Consider the following 20,354-nt stretch of genomic DNA (forward strand, 5'->3'; position numbering starts at 1 on the left):
CTTACATGCCCAAAGGATTGACGCGCGCCTTCGGCGCCATGCTGGCCCTCGTGGCCCTGTACAGCCTGCTTGGCTTTCTCATCATCCCCGGTGTCGGCCTGCGCATCGCCAACCAGCAACTGGCGCAATACGCCACGGTGCCGGCACACCTGCAACGTATCGAGTTCAACCCGTTCAGCCTCGAGCTCACGCTCTGGGGTCTGCAGATCGGCGAACCGGGCAAGGAGCAGGTGGGCTTCGAACGCCTCTATGCCAACCTCTCGCTCGACAGCCTGTGGACCAAGGCCCTGCACTTGGAGGCTGTCGAGCTGGACAAGCCACGCAACGAGGTGCTGTTCGCCAAGGATGGCAGCCTCAACCTGACCCAGCTGTTCAAACTGCCGCCCAGCGAGCCCAAACCTGAGGAGCCCGCAGGCGACCCCTTCCCGCTGCGCATCGGCAGCATCAAGCTCAACGAAGGCTATTTGCACTTCCAGGACCTGCGACCGAGCGAACCCATCGAGTTCCTCTACGACTCCATGAACCTGGAACTGAAGAACCTCAGCACCCTGCCCGACGACAATGCCGACATGGCGTTGGTGGCCATTGGCCCCAATGGTGGACGTATCGACTGGAGCGGTACCCTGAGCCTGGCCCCTATCGCCTCCGAAGGAACCCTCAAGGTCACCGAAGGCAGGATGAAAGCCTTCTGGCCCTATGTGCGCGATGCGGTCCCCCTGGTGCTGGAAGAAGGCGTGGTCAGCCTGGACACTCACTACAAGCTCAATCTGTCCAAGGAAACCGAGCTGCTGCTGGACAACACCTCGGTGCGCGTCGCCCCCTTCGCCATCAAGGCACCGGACGGACGCCCGCTGGCGCGTCTGGCCAGTCTGGACGTGAGCGAAACTTCCATCGATTTGGCCAAACAACAGATCATCGTCGGCAAGATCCGCAGCGAAAAGCTCGAGACCTGGGCCGCTCTCGAACGCGACGGCCAGCTTGACTGGCAAAAGCTGTTCGCCAGTCAGCCGGCCAAGGCCACTCCGAAGGAAAAAGCCGAACCTGCCGCTGCCGAGCCGAGTGCCGAGGAAAAGGCCGCCAAGGAGCCGAGCAAGCCCTGGCAGGTGCTGCTCAAGGATGTGCAACTGCGCAACTATCAGGTACACCTGGCCGACCGTAGCCAGAAGGAGCCTGTGGCACTGGATGTGGGCCCGCTCAACGCCGACCTGCAGAACTTCGACAGCCTCAACCAGTCGCCCTTCACACTCAAGCTCGACACCGGGGTCGGCAAGCAAGGCAAGCTGCAGGCGGCCGGCCAAGTCAATCTGGCGCCGGTCACCGCCAAGCTGGATGTCAGCACCCGTGATATCGACTTGCGCGTGGCCCAGGCCTACATCAGCCCGTTCATCCGCCTGGAATTGCGCAGCGGCATGCTTTCCAGCGACCTGAAGGTCGATCTCAAGAGTACCGAACCACTGGCCTTCAGCGTCGGCGGCAAAGCCCAGGTCAGCCAGCTGCACACTTTGGACACCATCAAAAATCGCGACTTCGTCAAATGGCAGCAACTGGATCTGAGCGGTCTGTCGTATGTCCATGGCGATGCCCTGTCGATCGACAAGGTGGCGCTGTTGCAGCCCTATGCACGCTTCATCATCAATGAAGACCGCACCACCAACGTCGACGATCTGCTGATCCCTCAACCGGCCAGCGCACCCGCAACCAGTCAAACCAAGCCGGCCACTGCCAGCACTGACAAGCCGCTGGGCATCCGCATCGGTGGAATCGACATCAACGATGGCTCGGCCAACTTCGCCGACCTCACCCTGACCCCCAACTTCGCCACTGCCATCCAGCAGCTCAACGGCCAGATCGGCACCATCGACAACCGAAAGCCGGCACCGGCCAAGGTCGATGTGAAAGGCAAGGTCGATCGTTACGCACCGGTGACCATCAAAGGTGCGCTCAACCCGTTCAACCCACTGGCCAGCCTGGACATCGCCACCAGCTTCAAACGCGTCGAGCTGACCACGCTGACGCCCTACTCCGGCAAGTTCGCGGGCTTCCGCATCCGCAAAGGCCGACTGAACCTGGACCTGCACTACCTGATCACCAACGGCCAACTCAAGGCTGAAAACAAGGTGGTGGTCGAGCAGCTGCAGCTGGGTGAGAAGGTCGACAGCCCCGATGCCGTGGACCTGCCGATCCGCCTGGCAGTCGCCCTGCTCAAGGACACCGAAGGCAAGATCTCCATCGAGCTGCCGGTGACCGGCGACCTGAACAATCCACAGTTCAGCGTCATGCCGATCATCTGGCAAACCTTGCGCAATCTGGTGCTGCGCGCAGCCCAGGCACCGTTCAAGTTCATCGGCGGCCTGATTGCCGGCGGTGGCGCCGAGGATCTGGGTAATGTGGCATTCGCGCCAGGCTCCAGCGACCTCAGTGCCGACGCCCAGTCCGCACTGGACAAACTGGCCAGTGCGCTCAAGGAGCGCCCAGAACTGCGCCTGGAAATCGAAGGCACCAGTGCTCAGAGCAGCGATGGCCCGCTGATCGCCAAGCAACGCCTGGAGCGCGAGTACCAGGCGACCTGGTACAAGATCCTCCAGCGCCGCGGCGACAAGGTGCCAGCCAATGCATCGATGCTGGTGGTCGACGACAGTGACAAACCGGCGATGCTCGAGGGTATCTACCGCGCCCGTCTCAAACAGCAACCTCCGGCCGAATGGCAACAACTGAGCCGCGACGAACGCACCGCCAAGCTGCACGATGCGGTGATCAAGTCCTGGGCTGAAAGTACCGCGCTGTTGCGTCAGTTGGGCCAAGATCGGGCTGGCAGCATCAAGGACTACCTGGTGGACAAAGGTCAGTTGGAAGACGACCGGGTGTACTTCATCGATACCAACCTGGGCCAGGCTGAAAGCGATGGGCGGGTCATCACGCCATTGCACTTGGATGCCGAGTAGCCCGCCCCTGCAGGCACCTTGGGGTGCCCTTGGCCACCGGTGTCATCTTCGCGGGTAAACCCGCTCCTACAGAGGGTGTAGTGGCCCTGTAGGAGCGGAGCTACCCGCAAACCCTACCTTCAGACCAGCCGCTGTCCGGAAACCGCCGGGTGATACAGCGGTTGCACCTTGTTGCCGGCCGGGTCGAGGACATGGAAGCTACGCGCACCATCGCCATGATCGAATGGGCGATCCAGCAGGGTCACACCGTGCGCCTTGAAGTACAGGTACCAAGCGTCCAGCTCCTCCACGCTGTCGACAATGAACCCATAGTGGTCCAAGGTCTGCAAGCCGTTAGCCGCACCCGCACCGCGCCCCAGGGACAGGTTGTCGTTACCGCAGGTCAGGTAGACCAGATCTTCGTGAGCCCGGTGCAGCACTTCCATACCAAGCAGGTCGACGTAGAAACGTTCGCACTCTTCCAGGTTGGGAACCAGCAGGGCGAGATGACGCAGACCATTCAGACGGCCAGGACGGGCAGGAAGATCAGACATGGACGCGGCTCCTTATATGTATACAATTTGCGAGCAAATTTAAAACAAAAGGATCGCTTTGTGTACAGCCTCTTCATCAAGACCCGTGTAAAGAACGGCAGCGCTGAACAATTTCTGAACGCCATCAAGGCCAATGCGGCGGCCTCGGTGGCCAATGAGCCAGGTTGTCTGGTGTTCGATGTGTCACAGGACCGTCTCGATCCGGACGTGATCTACCTCTATGAGATCTATCGCGACGACGCCGCGTACGAGGCGCACACCCAAACCGCGCATTTCCGTGACAGCCGGCCATTGGTGGAGCCGCTGATCGTCGAGCAGGAATGCTTCGAGAGTGATGTGATCACGTTCAACCCTGTGCGTTTGGGCGGTGAATGAAAGTCGAAGGCCGCTGTACGGCCCTGTCGCTCGCGTCAACGCTAGCGAAAGGGGCGCACAGCGGCCCTCGATGAAAAGGTGGCCAAATCCTTTTGGCCGACGGGACAATCCTTACTCGGTTTTCAGGCCGTCAGCCGACACAGCCTGGACACCCTTGATAGCCTTGGCGATGGCGATCGCCTGTTCTTTCTGCGAGGCGGTGATCGCCACGTCAGAGGACAGGGAGACCACACCCTTATTGGTTTCGACCTTGATGTCGCTGCCAGGGATGCCTTTCTCTGTCATCAGGTCGGCCTTCACTTTGGTGGTGATCCAAGTGTCTTTAGTCTCTTCCTTGGCCTTGGTCACTTCACCGGCCGCCAGCGTCATTGGGGACGACTGGGCGGGCTGCTGGGCAAATGCCGCATTAGCCATGGTCAGAGTCAGGGCGGTGGCAGTAGCGGCAGCAATGGCGAATTTCTTCATGTGAGTCACTCCTGTTGTTCGAAAGGTCTGCGCCGTGGTTCCTGGCAGCAGGTAAACCTACCGTTGCATGTGCTGTGCCAGCTTTTCCGGATAAAAAATCTCTTTAAATTCAAATAGTTAAAATAATCGATTCGGATTGCGATCGTGCAATTTGCAAGGGCAGGCAAAATCCTGCATGCAAGATGCAAGTGGACCAAGGAAAAATCGAGGCGAAAAAAAAAAGGACCCTATTGGGTCCTTTCTTTCGCCTGAAGAGGCTTAGACGCCGGAGGCCTTGGCAGCCGCAACGTCCTTGATCGACAGTTTGATACGGCCGCGGTTGTCCACGTCCAGTACCAACACTTCGACTTCCTGACCTTCTTTCAGAACGTCTGTGACCTTCTCTACACGCGCATCGCTGAGCATGGAGATGTGCACCAGACCATCTTTGCCCGGCAGGATGTTGACGAAGGCGCCAAAGTCGACGATGCGCTCGACCTTGCCCAGGTAGATCTTGCCGATCTCGGCTTCAGCGGTAATGCCCAGGATGCGCTGCTTGGCCGCTTCGGCCGCTTCCTTGGTCTCGCCGAAGATCTTGATCGAACCGTCGTCTTCGATGTCGATCGAAGCCTTGGTCTCTTCGCAGATAGCGCGGATGGTCGCGCCGCCTTTGCCGATGACGTCACGGATCTTGTCGGTGTCGATCTTCATCGCCAGCATGGTCGGTGCGTTGGCCGACAGCTCGCTGCGCGACTGGGCGATGATCTGATTCATCTGGCCGAGAATGTTCAGGCGCGCTTCCAGGGCCTGGCCCAGGGCGATTTCCATGATCTCTTCGGTGATACCGTTGATCTTGATGTCCATCTGCAGTGCGGTAACGCCTTTGGCGGTACCAGCAACCTTGAAGTCCATGTCGCCCAGGTGGTCTTCGTCACCCAGAATGTCGGTCAGGACTGCGAACTTGTCGCCTTCCTTGACCAGACCCATGGCGATACCGGCCACAGGCGCCTTCATCGGTACGCCTGCATCCATCAGTGCCAGGGAGGCACCGCAGACCGAGGCCATGGAGCTGGAGCCGTTGGACTCGGTGATTTCCGATACGACGCGGATGGTGTATGGGAACTCGCTGTCGCTCGGCAGCATGGCCTGGACGCCACGACGAGCCAGACGGCCGTGGCCGATTTCACGACGGCCAGCGCCGCCCATGCGACCGCACTCGCCTACCGAGAACGGTGGGAAGTTGTAGTGCAGCATGAAGGCGTCTTTCTTCTCGCCTTCCAGGGTATCCAGCAGCTGGGCATCACGGGCAGTACCCAGGGTCGCGACGACCAGGGCCTGGGTTTCGCCACGGGTGAACAGGGCCGAACCGTGGGTCTTGGGCAGAACGCCGACTTCGATGTTCAGCGGGCGCACGGTGCGGGTGTCACGGCCGTCGATACGCGGCTTGCCGTTAACGATGTTCTCGCGGACGGTGCGGTATTCCAGTTCGCCGAAGATGTCCTTGATTTGGCCGGCGGTCGGGCCGGTTTCTTCATTGGACAAACGGGCGACGGCCTGGTCGCGCAGCTCACCCAGACGGTTGTAGCGATCGGCCTTCAGGGTGATGGTGTAGGCCTGGGAGATGGCCTCGCCGAACTCGGCGCGCACCAGGTTCAGCAGCTCGGTGTTGGCTGGGGCTGGCTGCCAGTCCCAAGTCGGCTTGCCGGCTTGGGCAGCGAATTCCTTGATGGCCTGGATCACGGCCTGGAACTCGTCGTGAGCGAACAGCACAGCGCCCAGCATCTGGTCTTCGGTCAGCTCTTTGGCTTCCGATTCAACCATCAGTACAGCGGATTCGGTACCGGCCACGACCATGTCGAGGCTGGAGGCTTCCAGTTGCTCGTACGTTGGGTTCAGCAGGTAGCCGGTGCTTTCGTGGAAGGCAACGCGGGCTGCGCCGATCGGGCCTTCGAACGGGATACCGGAGATGGCCAGGGCAGCCGAAGTACCGATCATCGCAGCGATGTCCGGATCGGTCTTCTTGCTGGTGGAAACCACGGTGCAGACAACCTGCACTTCGTTCATGAACCCTTCAGGGAACAGCGGGCGGATCGGGCGGTCGATCAGGCGCGAAGTCAGGGTTTCTTTCTCGGAAGGACGGCCTTCACGCTTGAAGAAGCCACCTGGGATCTTACCAGCGGCGTAGGTCTTTTCCTGGTAGTGCACGGACAGCGGGAAGAAGCCCTTGCCTGGATCTGCCTGCTTGGCACCGACCACGGTCACCAGCACGGTGACGTCGTTGTCGACGGTGACCAGCACGGCGCCGGTCGCCTGGCGGGCAATGCGGCCCGTCTCGAGGGTTACGGTCGACTGACCGAACTGGAATTTCTTGATTACCGGGTTCACGGTTTCCTACCTTTTTTCAGTGGCTCTGGGGGGAACTTGTTCTTGCGAATTCTTGGGCAGAACGGGGAATCGGCCCCATTGACCGTCCAGATACAACACGAGGCTGGGAGCCTGGCCGCTGCGCGGTAAAACCGCTCAGCACAACCAGGCTGCCAACCTCGTAGATACGCGTGGCGTGCCTGACGCGAGTGCTGCCAGGCAGCACTCCCGAAACCTGCGACACGCCATGCACACCACTGGCCAGGACGCTATTAGCGACGCAGACCCAGGCGACCGATCAGGGCGCTGTAACGAGTGGTGTCTTTGCCCTTCAGGTAGTCCAGCAGCTTACGACGCTGGTTAACCATACGGATCAGACCACGACGGGAGTGGTGGTCTTTCTCGTTGGCCTTGAAGTGGCCTTGCAGCTTGTTGATGTTGGCGGTCAGCAGAGCAACCTGCACTTCCGGGCTACCGGTATCGCCGGCGGCTTGCTGGTATTCGGCAACGATCTGAGCTTTTTCTTCAACGCTGAGGGCCATTTGGCTTCTCCTGATAAACGGATCCCGCGGACGGTCTCCAATAGGCCAGGGACGAATCCCTGTATTAATGAGTAGAGGTGTGACCGTGCCTATTAACAGCCACCCTCGGTTCCGTACGCTTGGGCCAGGGCTTGGACGTACGGTTTCGATCATTCCGACCGAATCAGTCGACGCGGCGCAATACGCCCGTCTTCGCTCACCTCACCGATACCGATGAAGCGTTCATTGTGATCCTGTACTCGGACCATGCCGAACTGCGGCGCATCCGGCGCACGAACCGCCTGGCCATGCAGCCAGTAGAACGCGCTGTGCTCGGAGAGACGCACCAGTGGCCAATCCTGCAATCCGCTGTCGGACGGCATCAGGAAGCGATCAAGCGCTTCGTTGCCACCTTCGGCGTGGGCCTGCTCGAGCTCATCGAGGGTCACGGTCTGTGCCAGCTCGAAGGGGCCGGCCTGGGTACGGCGCAGTTGCGCGACGTAGGCACCACAGCCCAACGCCTCACCGATATCCTCCACCAGGGTGCGGATATAGGTGCCTTTGCTGCAACCGACCGACAGGCGAACCCGAGTGCCTTCGCACTCGATCAACTCCAAGCGGCTAATAGTAACAGAACGCGCCTCGCGCTCCACTACCTCTCCTGCACGTGCCAGCTTGTACAGCGGCTGGCCGTCACGCTTGAGGGCCGAGTACATCGGCGGTACCTGACTGATTTCACCGCGAAAACGTGGCAAAACAGCTTCGATATCTGCACGACCAACGGTCACATCGCGGGTTTGCAAGACCTCGCCTTCGGCATCGGCGGTACTGGTAGTCTGCCCAAGTTGCATGACTGTCTCGTAGCCCTTGTCGGAGTCGAGCAGGTACTGGGAGAACTTGGTAGCCTCGCCGAAGCACAACGGCAGCACGCCAGTGGCCAACGGGTCGAGGCTACCGGTATGGCCAGCCTTCTCGGCATTGAGCAGCCAGCGGACCTTCTGCAACGCGGCGTTGGAGGTGAACCCCAACGGCTTGTCGAGCAGGATGATGCCGCTTACGTTGCGGCGGATTCGTTTGACCTGAGCCACCGATTACTCCTCGGCGTCCGGCTTGTCGGCATCCTTGTGCAGGCGATCTTCCGCCACTGCACGCTCGATCAGCGCCGACAGGTGGGCACCGCGGCTGACGCTCTCATCGAAGTGGAAATGCAGCTGCGGTACGCTGCGCAGTTGCATGACACGCCCCAGGTGCAGGCGCAGGAAACTCGCTGCACTGTTGAGGGCCTTGAGGGTCTGCGGCACGGCATCGGCGCCATCCTGGCCCATGACGGTGATGAAGACCTTGGCATGGCCCAGGTCACGGCTGACATCCACGGCGGTGATTGTCACCAGGCCGACACGCGGATCCTTGACTTCACGACGGATCAGTTCGGCCAGCTCGCGCTGCATCTGATCGCCGATGCGTTGGGTACGGCTATATTCTTTTGCCATTCTTGCTACCTGTAACTAAAGCGGCAAACGCCCGGACAGGCTGGAGCCTGACCGGGCGTTACCTTCAGAGGCGCCGCAAACCGCCCAAGGGCGGGGCTTGCGCCCGGCACGGCCCTTACAGGGTACGTGCCACCTGGACTTTCTCGAAGACTTCGATCTTGTCGCCGACCTTGACGTCGTTGTAGCTCTTGACGCCAATACCGCACTCCATGCCCGAACGAACTTCGGCAGCATCGTCCTTGAAGCGACGCAGCGATTCCAGTTCGCCTTCGAAGATCACCACGTCCTCGCGCAGTACGCGGATCGGACGGTTGCGGTACACGGTACCCTCGATGACCATACAGCCAGCGATGGCGCCGAACTTCGGCGAGCGGAACACGTCACGTACTTCGGCGACACCCAGGATGTTCTCGCGAACATCGCTGCCGAGCATGCCGGTCAGGGCCTTCTTGACGTCTTCGATGATGTCGTAGATCACGTTGTAATAACGCATATCCAGACCTTCCTGCTCGACGATCTTGCGCGCACCGGCATCGGCACGAACGTTGAAGCCGAACAGCACCGCGTTGGACGCCAGCGCCAAGTTGGCATCGCTCTCGGTGATACCACCGACACCGCCACCAATCACGCGCACCTGAACTTCGTCGTTGCCCAGGCCCGACAGCGAGCCCTGCAGCGCTTCCAGAGAACCACGCACGTCGGTCTTGAGGACGATGTTGAGCGTCTTCTTCTCTTCCTGACCCATGGTCTCGAAGATGTTTTCCAGCTTGCCGGCGTGAGCACGAGCCAGCTTGACCTCGCGGTACTTGCCCTGACGGAACAGGGCGACTTCACGGGCTTTCTTCTCGTCGGCGACCACGGACAGCTCGTCACCGGCTTCCGGAGTGCCGTCCAGACCGAGAATTTCGACCGGGATCGACGGGCCGGCTTCCTTCACAGGCTTGCCGTTCTCGTCGAGCATGGCACGCACGCGGCCATAGTTGGAGCCGCACAGGACCATATCACCCTGACGCAGCGTACCGTCCTGAACCAGGATGGTAGCGACCGGGCCGCGGCCCTTGTCCAGGCGCGACTCGACCACGACACCACGACCAGGTGCGGTTGGCGTGGCGGTCAGCTCGAGGATCTCTGCCTGCAGCAGCACGGCCTCGAGCAGTTCGTCGACACCGGTACCCATCTTCGCGGAAACCTTGACGAACGGAGTGTCACCACCCCAATCCTCGGAGGTCACGCCTTCAACAGCCAGTTCGTTACGAATGCGATCGATGTCGGCACCCGGCTTGTCGATCTTGTTAACCGCAACCACCAGCGGAACTCCGGCAGCCTTGGCGTGTTGGACGGCTTCGCGGGTCTGCGGCATCACGCCGTCGTCCGCCGCCACTACCAGGATCACGATGTCGGTGGCCTTGGCACCACGGGCACGCATCGCGGTGAACGCAGCGTGGCCAGGGGTGTCGAGGAAGGTGACCATGCCACGATCGGTTTCGACGTGGTAGGCACCGATGTGCTGGGTAATGCCGCCGGCCTCGCCTGCAGCAACCTTGGCACGACGGATGTAGTCGAGCAGCGAGGTCTTACCGTGGTCGACGTGACCCATTACGGTCACTACCGGTGCACGCGGCTCGGTCTCGCCTTCGAACTTCAGCGATTCTGCCAGGGAGTCTTCCAGAGCGGTGTCGCTGATCAGGGTCACCTTGTGGCCCAGTTCTTCGGCTACCAACTGAGCGGTTTCCTGGTCGAGCACCTGGTTGATGGTGACCGGGGTCCCCAGCTTGAACATGAACTTGACGACTTCGGCGGCCTTGACCGACATCTGTTGTGCAAGTTCGGAAACAGTAATCGTCTCGCCGATGGTCACGTCACGGATGACTGGACCGGTCGGGTTCTGGAAACCATGCTGGTTGCGCTTCTTCGGTTTGCCTTTGCCACCGCGACCGCGACGGAAACCATCGCTCTCTTCGTCGGTGGTACGTGGGGCAGCACGAGGGGTCGGCGCCTTTTCCTTTTCCTTGACCTTGACCTTGATGGATACGCGCGGGGCTTCGCCACGGCGCTCACCACCACGACGGTCTTCGTCACGGACACGGCTTTCGTTGCGACGAGTCTCGTCCTTCTTGCGCTCAGCGGCACGCGCAGCGGCATCTTCGGACGCAGGTGCCTCGGCAACAACCGGAGCCGGGGCCGCTACCGCTGCAGGCGCAGCTTTCTCGACAGGCGCTTGGGCTGCGGTTTCAGCCGCTTGACGACGCGCCTGCTCCTCAGCGCGCTGGCGAGCTTCGGCGTCCGCCTTCTCGCGTGCGGCATTCTCGGCTGCACGGCGCTCCTCCAGCTCGCGCTTCTGCTCAGCCTGGATTTCCTCCGGGCTGCGCTGCACGAATACTTTCTTCTTGCGTACTTCTACGCTGATGCTTTTGCTACCGGCGACACGCAGGGTGCTAGTGGTCTTGCGCTGCAAGGTGATCTTGCGCGGCTCTTCCGCCTTGCTCTTGTGGCTGCTTTTCAGATGAGTCAGCAAAACCTGCTTCTCGTTATCGGTCACTACCTGACCGGCGTCGGTGTGCGGCAGACCTGCCTCACGCATCTGCTGCAGCAGGCGCTCTACCGGTGCCTCGACCTCTTGGGCCAGTTCTTTCACCGTGACTTGCGTCATGCACTTCTCTCCTCAGGCCGCGCCTAATTACTCGAACCAATGGGCTCGGGCGGCCATGATCAACTTGCCGGCACGCTCTTCGTCGATGCCGTCGATGTCGAGCAGATCGTCAATCGACTGCTCGGCCAGGTCTTCGCGGTTAACCACGCCGCGCACCGCCAGTTCCGCCGCCAGATCCTTGTCCATACCCTCGAGGGAGAGCAGGTCGTCGGCCGGATGGGCGTCTGCCAGTTTTTCTTCGGTAGCGATGGCCTTGGTCAACAAACGGTCCTTGGCACGAGCGCGTAGCTCGTTGACGATTTCCTCGTCAAAGCCATCGATGTTGAGCATTTCTTCCAACGGTACGTAGGCAATTTCTTCGAGGCTGGTGAAGCCTTCGTCGACCAGCACTTGGGCCAGCTCCTCGTCGACTTCCAGTTCCTCGATAAAGTTGCGCAGGATGTCGCCGGTTTCTGCTTGTTGCTTGGCCTGGATGTCCTTCTCGGTCATCACGTTCAGGGTCCAGCCGGTCAACTGACTGGCCAGGCGAACGTTCTGACCACCACGGCCAATGGCTTGGGCCAGGTTGTCTTCGGCGACTGCGATGTCCATTGCATGGGCATCTTCATCAACGATGATCGCCGCGACTTCAGCCGGCGACATGGCGTTGATGACGAACTGCGCCGGGTTCTCATCCCACAGGACGATATCCACGCGCTCACCACCCAGCTCGCCGGATACGGCCTGGACGCGCGAACCACGCATGCCGATGCAGGCACCTTGCGGGTCGATGCGCTTGTCCTTGGAGCGGACGGCGATCTTGGCACGCGACCCCGGATCACGGGAGGCGGCCATGACTTCGATGAGACCTTCAGCGATCTCTGGCACTTCGATGCGGAACAGCTCGATCAGCATCTGCGGCGCGGTGCGCGACAGGATCAGCTGAGGGCCGCGGTTCTCGGTGCGGATTTCCTTGAGCAGTGCACGCAGGCGGACACCGACACGGAAGGTTTCGCGTGGGATGATGTCCTCGCGGGCCAGCAGGGCCTCGGCGTTGTTGCCAAGGTCAACGATGACGTTGTCGCGGGTCACCTTCTTGACGGTGCCGGAGATGATCTCGCCAACACGCTCACGGTAGGCATCGACCACCTGGGCGCGCTCGGCCTCGCGGACCTTCTGCACGATCACCTGCTTGGCGGTCTGGGCGGCGATGCGGCCGAATTCGATCGACTCGATCTTCTCTTCGATCACGTCTCCGACCTTGGCATCAGGGTGGGTCTCGTGGATCTTGCTCAACCAGGTTTCGATCGCCGGATCATCCAGATCGGCTTCGTCAACCACGGTCCAGCGACGGAAGGTCTCGTAGCTACCGGTGTGGCGGTTGATTTCCACACGCAGGTCGACTTCGTCCTCAAAACGTTTTTTGGTTGCAGTGGCCAGGGCCACTTCCAGCGCTTCGAAAATGACGCCGGGTGGTACACCCTTTTCGTTGGATACCGATTCAACAACCAGCAGTACTTCTTTGCTCATCGTACGCCTCGCCTTGCGCAAGCCATTGGGCCCGGATAGTCCGCCGGGCCCGGCACGTCTCAGTCAAAACTGGGAATAATATTGGCCTTGTCGATCGAGTCGATCGGCAACAGGAACTCATGGTTGTCCACCTGGACCACCACATCCTGATCCTCCACACCGCGGAGAAGGCCCTGGAAGTTACGACGACCTTCGAAGGGCGTACGCAGCTTGATCTTCACTTGTTCGCCGGCATGCGAGGCAAACTGTTCCAGAGTGAACAGCGGGCGGTCCATGCCAGGAGAGGACACCTCGAGGGTATATTCGTTGGTGATCGGATCTTCCACATCCAGAATGGCACTGGCTTGGCGACTGACAGCTTCGCAATCGTCCACCAGGATTCCGCCTTCCTTGTCGATATAGATGCGCAGGACCGAATGCTTACCCTGGGAAACGTATTCGATCCCCCAGCATTGATAGCCCAGACCCTCGACCACCGGGGCCAACAAGGCCTGCAACTGTTCTAGCTTGCTCGACACCTGAACCCCCTCGTGCATGCTGTGCAAATAAAAAATGGGCAAAGCGCCCATCCCTGAAAGCGCCGTTGGACAACGGCGCAAGAACTGTTCAGCTAGCAAAAAGCCCCTGAAAAGGGGCTCCGCTGAAGCTGGTTGCGGGGGCTGGATTTGAACCAACGACCTTCGGGTTATGAGCCCGACGAGCTACCAAGCTGCTCCACCCCGCGACAAAGCTGGGGCGAAAGTATAAGACCGAACCCGCTACAGGGTCAATCTAACCTCCACCTGCAAGAAAGCCCGCTAAAGCGGGCTCTCATGCTTCAATTGGTACCGAGAAGGGGACTCGAACCCCTACACCCTATGGGCACAACCACCTCAAGGTTGCGTGTCTACCAATTCCACCACCTCGGCAATACTACTTCTTGAAACCCGTTACTTCTGCTCTTCGGTTGGAGGAGGTACGTCACCAGCGTTGGTGGCTTCGCTCTTCTTCTCCTGGAGCACCGGTACATCATCATTTACTGCCGGCTTCTGCTCTTTGACTTCCAGAACCGCTGGATCTGGCAGACCTGCTTGAGTCAGCTGATGAGCTTTCTCTTTAGCGAAGTATCCTAACCCAAGAGCAGTCAAAAAGAAAGTGGCAGCAAGTATAGCAGTAACTTTACTCAAAAAGGTAGCGGAACCTTGGCTTCCGAACACAGTATTTGAAGCACCTGCGCCGAAAGATGCACCTGCTTCCGCACCTTTACCCTGTTGCAACAGAACCAGCACTACCACAGCCAGTGCAGCCAACAGATGAAAAACAACTACGACTGTTTCCAGCATTTGTTCAGTTTCCTGCGGCGCGACAAATTGCACCGAATTCGTCTGCGTTCAGGGACGCTCCACCAATGAGCCCCCCATCGATATCCGGCATGCCGAACAGTTCGGCCGCATTGGCCGCCTTCACGCTGCCGCCATAAAGAAGCTGCACTTTCGCGGCAACTTCGGCGTCCTGCGCCGCCAGCTGGGCTCGAATGGCTGCATGCACATCCTGAGCTTGCTGAGGCGTCGCCGTCAGACCTGTACCGATGGCCCAAACAGGCTCATAGGCAATTACAGCGTTGGCAAAAGCGGCAACACCGAATTCATCGATGATACTGCTCAGCTGACGCCCAACCACTTCCAGCGTCTTGCCTGCCTCGCGCTCCTCAAGGGTTTCCCCCACACAGAGCACAGGCTTCAAACCACTTGCCTGAGCGGCTGCGAACTTGCGATTGAGCACTTCATCGCTTTCGCCAACGATCTGGCGACGCTCCGAATGCCCGACCAGCACAAGCTTGCAGCCTGCTTCAGCCAGCTGACTCGGCGCAATCTCGCCAGTCAGCGCGCCCTGCTCGGGCTGTACAGCAGAATTCTGTGCGCCGACGGTGATTCCCTTGCCCTGCAACCCATCAATCACTTGATTGATGAACAGCGACGGCGGAAACACCGCGACTTCCACTCCGCTCGGCAAGGCCAGATTGCTCAAGCCTTCGGTCAGCTCAGCGACGCTGGCGCGGGTACCGTGCATCTTCCAGTTACCAGCTACCATGGGGCGACGCATGCTTTACCTCGTCGGTCAAAGTGGGCGCAGATCTTACCCAACCGGATCTGCGCTGGCAAGCCTATTTCAGGCACAAACTTCAGCGACCAATTTGGCCAAGGCTTCGGCATGACCGCGGACCTGGTTTTCGTCGTCGCCTTCGACCATCACTCGCACCAGAGGCTCGGTACCGGACTTACGCAGCAGCACACGCCCGCGCCCGGCCATGGCCTCGGTGACCTTGGCGCTGGCCTCTTGCACGGCAGGGTTCTCCAGTGGGTCCACCTTGCTCGCACCAAAGCGCACATTGATCAGCACCTGCGGGCACTTGCGCAGCCCCTGGCGGGCCTGAGCAAGCGTCTCGCCCCGGCGCTTGAGCGCCAGCAACACCTGCAGCGCGGCAATGATCGCATCTCCGGTGGTGGTGTGATTGCAGCACACGACGTGTCCAGAATTCTCGCCGCCGAGCTGCCAGTCGCGCTCGAGCAGCTCGGCCATCACATAACGATCACCCACCTTGGCCCGGGCAAACGGAATGTCCAGGTCCTTGAGCGCCAGCTCCAAGCCCAGGTTGCTCATCAGCGTGCCGACCACACCGCCCTGCAGCTTGCCTCGATCTTTCAGGTCGCGGGCGATGATGAACAGCAGCTCGTCACCATCAACGATGGCGCCGGTATGGTCGACCATCAGCACACGGTCGCCATCACCATCGAAGGCGATCCCAAGGTCGGCATGGCCCACCAATACGGCGGCCTGCAGCGACTCGATATGGGTCGAGCCGCAGCCTTCGTTGATGTTCAGCCCGTCAGGCTGGGCATGCAGTACGGTGACGTCGGCGCCGAGCTCACGGAACACGCTTGGCGCCACCTTGTAGGTAGCACCATGAGCACAATCGACCACCAGCTTGAGCCCCTCGAAATTGGTACTGGTGGGCACGCTGCTCTTGCAGAACTCGATGTAACGGCCCGCCGCGTCGTTGATGCGGGAAACCTTGCCCAGCTTGCTGGACTCGACCACAGTCATCGGCTGATCGAGCAATTCCTCGATCATCAGCTCGACCTCGTCGGGCAATTTGGTGCCTTGGCCGGAGAAGAACTTGATGCCGTTATCATCGTGTGGATTGTGCGAAGCACTGATGACAATGCCGGCCTCTGCATGGAAGGTTCGAGTCAGGTAAGCGATCGCCGGAGTCGGCATGGGGCCGAGCAACATCACATCGGCACCGGCGGCAGAGAGGCCCGCTTCGAGCGCGGACTCGAACATGTAGCCCGAAATCCGGGTGTCCTTGCCCACCAGGACGCGGCAATTGCCCTGCTTGCGGAACGCCATGCCCGCTGCCCACCCCAACTTCAGCATGAAGTCAGGGGTGATCGGGTATTCGCCGACGCGGCCACGGATACCGTCGGTACCAAAGTATTTTCTGCTCATAGGGACTCCAATGTTCTTATTCGGCGTTCTGCACCGCAGTGATCATTCGCACCACGTCGACGGTCTCGGCCACATCGTGCACACGCAGGATGCTGGCTCCCTTGGTCATGGCCAATGCGGCCAGCGCCAGGCTGCCGTAAAGCCGCTCGCCAACGGGGCGATCGAGCGTGAGGCCGATCATGCTCTTGCGCGAGACACCGACCAGCAACGGCCGGCCCAGGCGATAGAGCACTTCCATGTGTTTGAAGAGGCTGAGGTTGTGATCGAGCGTCTTGGCAAAGCCAAAACCCGGATCGAGGATGATTCGGTCAGCGGCAATCCCTGCGACGGCGCATGCGGCCATCCGCTCTTCAAGATAGCGCGTCACGTCAGCGGAGACATCGTCGTAATGCGGATTGTCCTGCATGGTGCCCGGCTCGCCGCGCATGTGCATCAGGCACACCGGCAGACCCGTGTCGGCGGCAGCATCCAGGGCACCATCACGCTCCAAAGCCCGTACGTCGTTGATCAATCCCGCACCTAGCCGAGCGGATTCGCGCATGACTGCAGGCGTGGAGGTATCGACCGAGATGATGACGTCGAGCCGGCTGTTGATTGCCTCGACCATGGGCGCCACTCGCTCCAGCTCTTCGGTCGGCGACACCGCTCTAGCGCCGGGACGCGTGGACTCGCCGCCGATGTCGATCAGCGTCGCGCCGGCAGCCACCATCGCCTCGGCATGGCGCAAGGCCTCGTCGCGCTGATTGAAGCGCCCGCCATCGGAGAAGGAATCAGGGGTGATATTGAGGATACCCATGACATGGGTACGGGACAAATCAAGAACCCGGTTGCCGCAAGGCAACCGGGTCGGGTACTGCTGTGAGGTCATAGATGCCCTTAGTGTTGAGCCGCTGGACCGCCGATTGGCGACTCCGGACGATCATCTTGGGAGGCCTGGTTGCCGGAGGTGCCGGCATCATTATCCCAATCGCGCGGTTCACGCGGCGTACGACCGGCCATGATGTCGTCGATCTGATCGGCATCGATGGTCTCGTACTTCATCAAGGCTTCGGCCATGGCGTCGAGCTTGTCGCGGTTGTCGGTGAGGATCTGCTTGGCGGTGGCGTAGCAATGGTCAATGATGCTGCGCACTTCGGAGTCGATCAGCTTGGCAGTCTCACCCGAGACGCTGGCATGCTGGCTCGCCGCACTGCGACCGAGGAACACCTCGCCCTCCTCTTCGGCATACATCAGCGGGCCGAGCTTCTCGGACAAGCCCCACTTGGTAACCATATTCCGGGCAATCTGGCTGGCGCGCATGATGTCGTTGGACGCACCGGTTGTGACGCCATCGAAGCCCAGGGTCATTTCTTCAGCGATACGGCCACCGTACAGCGAGCAGATCTGACTGACGAGCGCCCGCTTGGAAAGGCTGTAGCGGTCCTCCTCAGGCAGGAACATGGTCACACCAAGCGCACGACCGCGCGGAATGATCGAGACCTTGTAGACTGGGTCATGCTCGGGAACGAGACGACCGACAATGGCATGACCTGCCTCATGGTAGGCGGTGTTCTGTTTTTCCTTCTCGGACATGACCATGGTCTTGCGCTCGGCACCCATCATGATCTTGTCCTTGGCCAGCTCAAACTCCTTCATCTCAACCAGACGCTTGCTGGCGCGCGCGGCGAACAGAGAAGCCTCGTTGACCAGGTTGGCCAAGTCGGCACCGGAGAAACCTGGCGTACCGCGGGCGATGACGGCGGCATTGACGTTCTCGCCAACCGGCACCTTACGCATATGCACCTTGAGGATCTGCTCACGACCGCGGATATCCGGCAGACCGACCACCACCTGACGGTCGAAGCGACCGGGTCGCAGCAGCGCAGGGTCGAGCACGTCAGGACGGTTGGTGGCAGCGATGACAATGATGCCATCGTTCATTTCAAAGCCGTCCATCTCCACCAGCAACTGGTTGAGGGTCTGCTCACGCTCGTCGTGACCGCCGCCCATGCCGGCGCCACGGTGGCGGCCAACGGCGTCGATCTCATCAATGAAGATGATGCAAGGGGCGTGCTTTTTCGCCTGCTCGAACATGTCGCGCACACGGCTGGCGCCTACACCGACGAACATCTCGACGAAGTCGGAACCGGAAATGGTGAAGAACGGCACCTTGGCCTCGCCCGCGATGGCCTTGGCCAGCAGCGTTTTACCGGTACCGGGCGGGCCGACCATCAGCACACCACGCGGAATGCGACCACCCAGACGTTGGAATTTGCCCGGATCGCGCAGGAACTCGACCAGCTCGCCGACTTCTTCCTTGGCCTCATCGCAACCCGCGACATCGGCCAAAGTGGTCTTGACCTGGTCTTCGGACAGCAGGCGCGCTTTGCTCTTGCCAAAACTCATCGGGCCGCCCTTGCCGCCCGCACCGCCTTGCATCTGGCGCATGAAGAACATGAACACGGCGATGATGACCAGGATCGGGAAGCTGGCCACCAGCAACTGAGTCCAGATGCTCTGCTGTTCCGGCTGTTTGCCTTCAACCACGACATGGTTGTCGACCAAGTCGCCGATCAGGCCATTGTCGGTGATGGCCGGACGAACGGTCTTGAAGTTGTCGCCATCGGTACGCTTGCCGGTGATGACATAGCCGTCGACGGTAACACGCTCGACCTTCCCGTCCTTGACCTGCTGAATGAAGTCGGAATAGTTGAGGGTCTGCGGCTCGTTCGGGCTGGAGAAGTTGTTCATCACCGTCACAAGGACAGCCGCGATGATCAACCACAGGATCAGATTCTTTGCCATGTCGTTCAATTAGCTACCCTCTGAGGTCGGCGCACGACGCAGCCGTGCCTCGCATGATATTCACCGCCCTAACTTACTACATTACCTACGCATCCGCAGGCGCCGTCTGTAACCCTTTGTGAAAGCTAGACTACACGAAGTTCGGACGATCCTGACGGAACCGCCGATTGGAAATAACTATCGGCCGATCCGCAAAACGCCTCTCACGCCCCCTTGAAGCCGCGTCCCAACAGGTACTGCTCACGGGAGCGATCACGCGACGACGACGGTTTGCGCATCTGCACCTTGTCGAACTTGCCACGCACGTCCTTCAGGTACTGGTCGAAACCTTCGCCCTGGAAAATCTTGATCAGGAAATCCCCACCCGGGCGAAGCACGCGGCACGCCAAGTCCAGGGCCAGCTCGCAGAGGAACATGGCACGCGGCATGTCCACGGCGGGCGTACCACTCATATTGGGGGCCATGTCTGAAATCACAAGGTCCACATGCGAATCGCCCACCGCCTCGAGGATCCGTTGCAGCACTTCATCCTGGGTAAAGTCGCCCTGAATGAAGGTAACGTCGGGGATCGAGTCCATTTCCAGGATGTCGGAGGCGATCAGCCGCCCTTGACCACCAATCAGACGACTGGTCACCTGCGACCAGCCACCCGGCGCGGCACCGAGATCGATCACGCTCATGCCGGGGCGGATCAGCTTGTCCTTTTCCTGGATCTCCAGCAGCTTGTAGCTCGCGCGCGAGCGATAGCCATCCTTCTGCGCCTGCTTGACGAAAGGATCGTTGAAATGCTCTCTCAGCCAGTTATGGCTGCTCTTGGAACGTTGCGCCACGGGGCACCTCGATGATTAGCGTCGTGATTGACTGGGCGGAGCCACGGGCCCTCGGGTAAAATGGCCGCCAATTTTACAGAATCAGACGAAAAGGGTCAGATTATGCCGCTCAATAACGAGCAGAAGAAACAATACAAATCGATTGGCCACGACCTGAAGCCGGTCTTGATCGTCGCGGGCAATGGCTTGAACGAAGGCGTCATCGCCGAACTGGAACGCGCACTGACCGATCATGAACTGATCAAGGTCGAAATCCGCTCGGAAGATCGCGAAGAGCGCGCTGCCGCCATTGCCGAACTGTGCAAGGCCGGCCGCGCCGAACTGGTACAGAGCATCGGTAAGAAAGCGCTGATCTATCGCAAAAATCCGCAGCCGAACAAGCAGCTGTCCAATATCCACCGTTACAAGTGACGGTGGCTCCGG

At 60.2% G+C, this 20,354-nt stretch carries 18 protein-coding genes and 2 tRNA genes; 3 read left to right on the forward strand and 17 right to left on the reverse strand.

Features of this window, described 5'->3' with window-relative positions; translation table 11 throughout:
- The first annotated feature begins 5 nt into the window (after window positions 1-5).
- Complete coding sequence (locus tag BLS27_RS20965; protein WP_090346759.1) at window positions 6-2,942, forward strand: DUF748 domain-containing protein; 2,937 nt, start codon at window positions 6-8, stop codon at window positions 2,940-2,942.
- Window positions 2,943-3,061: 119 nt separating this feature from the next.
- Here BLS27_RS20965 and BLS27_RS20970 read toward each other — a convergent pair whose 3' ends face one another.
- The gene (locus tag BLS27_RS20970) at window positions 3,062-3,475 is read right to left on the reverse strand and encodes a VOC family protein (protein ID WP_043210077.1); all 414 of its coding nucleotides are present in this window, start codon (window positions 3,473-3,475) and stop codon (window positions 3,062-3,064) included.
- A gap of 60 nt (window positions 3,476-3,535) precedes the next feature.
- Between BLS27_RS20970 and BLS27_RS20975 the strand changes: the two genes are divergently transcribed.
- Window positions 3,536-3,850 carry a heme-binding protein gene (locus tag BLS27_RS20975; RefSeq protein WP_090346762.1) on the forward strand — a complete coding sequence of 105 codons (315 nt, stop codon included), beginning with the start codon at window positions 3,536-3,538 and terminating at the stop codon, window positions 3,848-3,850.
- 111 nt (window positions 3,851-3,961) lie between these two features.
- Here the strand turns inward: BLS27_RS20975 and BLS27_RS20980 are convergent, their stop codons facing one another.
- The 16 genes from BLS27_RS20980 to rlmE form a co-directional block, all read right to left on the reverse strand.
- A complete protein-coding gene (locus BLS27_RS20980) occupies window positions 3,962-4,315 on the reverse strand; it encodes a BON domain-containing protein (RefSeq protein WP_043210081.1) in 354 nt (117 codons plus the stop codon).
- A gap of 258 nt (window positions 4,316-4,573) precedes the next feature.
- Window positions 4,574-6,679, reverse strand: a complete 2,106-nt coding sequence (gene pnp / locus BLS27_RS20985; protein WP_043210083.1) for a polyribonucleotide nucleotidyltransferase — start codon at window positions 6,677-6,679, stop codon at window positions 4,574-4,576.
- Between the two features lie 251 nt (window positions 6,680-6,930).
- Window positions 6,931-7,200 (reverse strand): 30S ribosomal protein S15, encoded by a 270-nt coding sequence (gene rpsO, locus BLS27_RS20995; RefSeq protein ID WP_011532144.1) that lies wholly within the window; start codon window positions 7,198-7,200, stop codon window positions 6,931-6,933.
- A gap of 149 nt (window positions 7,201-7,349) precedes the next feature.
- Window positions 7,350-8,267 (reverse strand): tRNA pseudouridine(55) synthase TruB, encoded by a 918-nt coding sequence (truB, locus tag BLS27_RS21000; protein ID WP_043210085.1) that lies wholly within the window; start codon window positions 8,265-8,267, stop codon window positions 7,350-7,352.
- Window positions 8,268-8,270: 3 nt separating this feature from the next.
- Window positions 8,271-8,669, reverse strand: a complete 399-nt coding sequence (gene rbfA, locus BLS27_RS21005; RefSeq protein WP_043210088.1) for a 30S ribosome-binding factor RbfA — start codon at window positions 8,667-8,669, stop codon at window positions 8,271-8,273.
- A gap of 115 nt (window positions 8,670-8,784) precedes the next feature.
- The gene (gene infB / locus BLS27_RS21010; RefSeq protein WP_043210090.1) at window positions 8,785-11,319 is read right to left on the reverse strand and encodes a translation initiation factor IF-2; all 2,535 of its coding nucleotides are present in this window, start codon (window positions 11,317-11,319) and stop codon (window positions 8,785-8,787) included.
- Between the two features lie 27 nt (window positions 11,320-11,346).
- A complete protein-coding gene (nusA, locus tag BLS27_RS21015; protein ID WP_043210092.1) occupies window positions 11,347-12,828 on the reverse strand; it encodes a transcription termination factor NusA in 1,482 nt (493 codons plus the stop codon).
- Between the two features lie 59 nt (window positions 12,829-12,887).
- Window positions 12,888-13,346, reverse strand: a complete 459-nt coding sequence (gene rimP / locus BLS27_RS21020; protein WP_043210161.1) for a ribosome maturation factor RimP — start codon at window positions 13,344-13,346, stop codon at window positions 12,888-12,890.
- A gap of 129 nt (window positions 13,347-13,475) precedes the next feature.
- A tRNA-Met gene (locus tag BLS27_RS21025) sits at window positions 13,476-13,552 on the reverse strand.
- Window positions 13,553-13,650: 98 nt separating this feature from the next.
- Window positions 13,651-13,736, reverse strand: a tRNA-Leu gene (locus BLS27_RS21030).
- A 21-nt stretch (window positions 13,737-13,757) separates the two neighbouring features.
- Window positions 13,758-14,150 carry a preprotein translocase subunit SecG gene (gene secG / locus BLS27_RS21035; protein ID WP_043210094.1) on the reverse strand — a complete coding sequence of 131 codons (393 nt, stop codon included), beginning with the start codon at window positions 14,148-14,150 and terminating at the stop codon, window positions 13,758-13,760.
- 4 nt (window positions 14,151-14,154) lie between these two features.
- A complete protein-coding gene (gene tpiA, locus BLS27_RS21040; RefSeq protein WP_090346765.1) occupies window positions 14,155-14,910 on the reverse strand; it encodes a triose-phosphate isomerase in 756 nt (251 codons plus the stop codon).
- A 66-nt stretch (window positions 14,911-14,976) separates the two neighbouring features.
- A complete protein-coding gene (glmM, locus tag BLS27_RS21045; RefSeq protein WP_043210097.1) occupies window positions 14,977-16,317 on the reverse strand; it encodes a phosphoglucosamine mutase in 1,341 nt (446 codons plus the stop codon).
- Between the two features lie 16 nt (window positions 16,318-16,333).
- Window positions 16,334-17,185: a dihydropteroate synthase gene (gene folP, locus BLS27_RS21050; RefSeq protein WP_043210099.1), complete on the reverse strand. Its 852-nt coding sequence runs from the start codon at window positions 17,183-17,185 to the stop codon at window positions 16,334-16,336.
- A gap of 8 nt (window positions 17,186-17,193) precedes the next feature.
- The gene (ftsH, locus tag BLS27_RS21055; protein ID WP_043210103.1) at window positions 17,194-19,101 is read right to left on the reverse strand and encodes an ATP-dependent zinc metalloprotease FtsH; all 1,908 of its coding nucleotides are present in this window, start codon (window positions 19,099-19,101) and stop codon (window positions 17,194-17,196) included.
- A 203-nt stretch (window positions 19,102-19,304) separates the two neighbouring features.
- Window positions 19,305-19,931: a 23S rRNA (uridine(2552)-2'-O)-methyltransferase RlmE gene (rlmE, locus tag BLS27_RS21060; protein ID WP_043210105.1), complete on the reverse strand. Its 627-nt coding sequence runs from the start codon at window positions 19,929-19,931 to the stop codon at window positions 19,305-19,307.
- A 102-nt stretch (window positions 19,932-20,033) separates the two neighbouring features.
- On the opposite strand from rlmE, the gene yhbY reads away from it, so the two are divergent.
- Window positions 20,034-20,342, forward strand: a complete 309-nt coding sequence (yhbY, locus tag BLS27_RS21065; protein WP_090346768.1) for a ribosome assembly RNA-binding protein YhbY — start codon at window positions 20,034-20,036, stop codon at window positions 20,340-20,342.
- Window positions 20,343-20,354 lie beyond the last annotated feature (12 nt).

The organism is Pseudomonas guariconensis (assembly GCF_900102675.1).
Taxonomy (GTDB): domain Bacteria; phylum Pseudomonadota; class Gammaproteobacteria; order Pseudomonadales; family Pseudomonadaceae; genus Aquipseudomonas; species Aquipseudomonas guariconensis.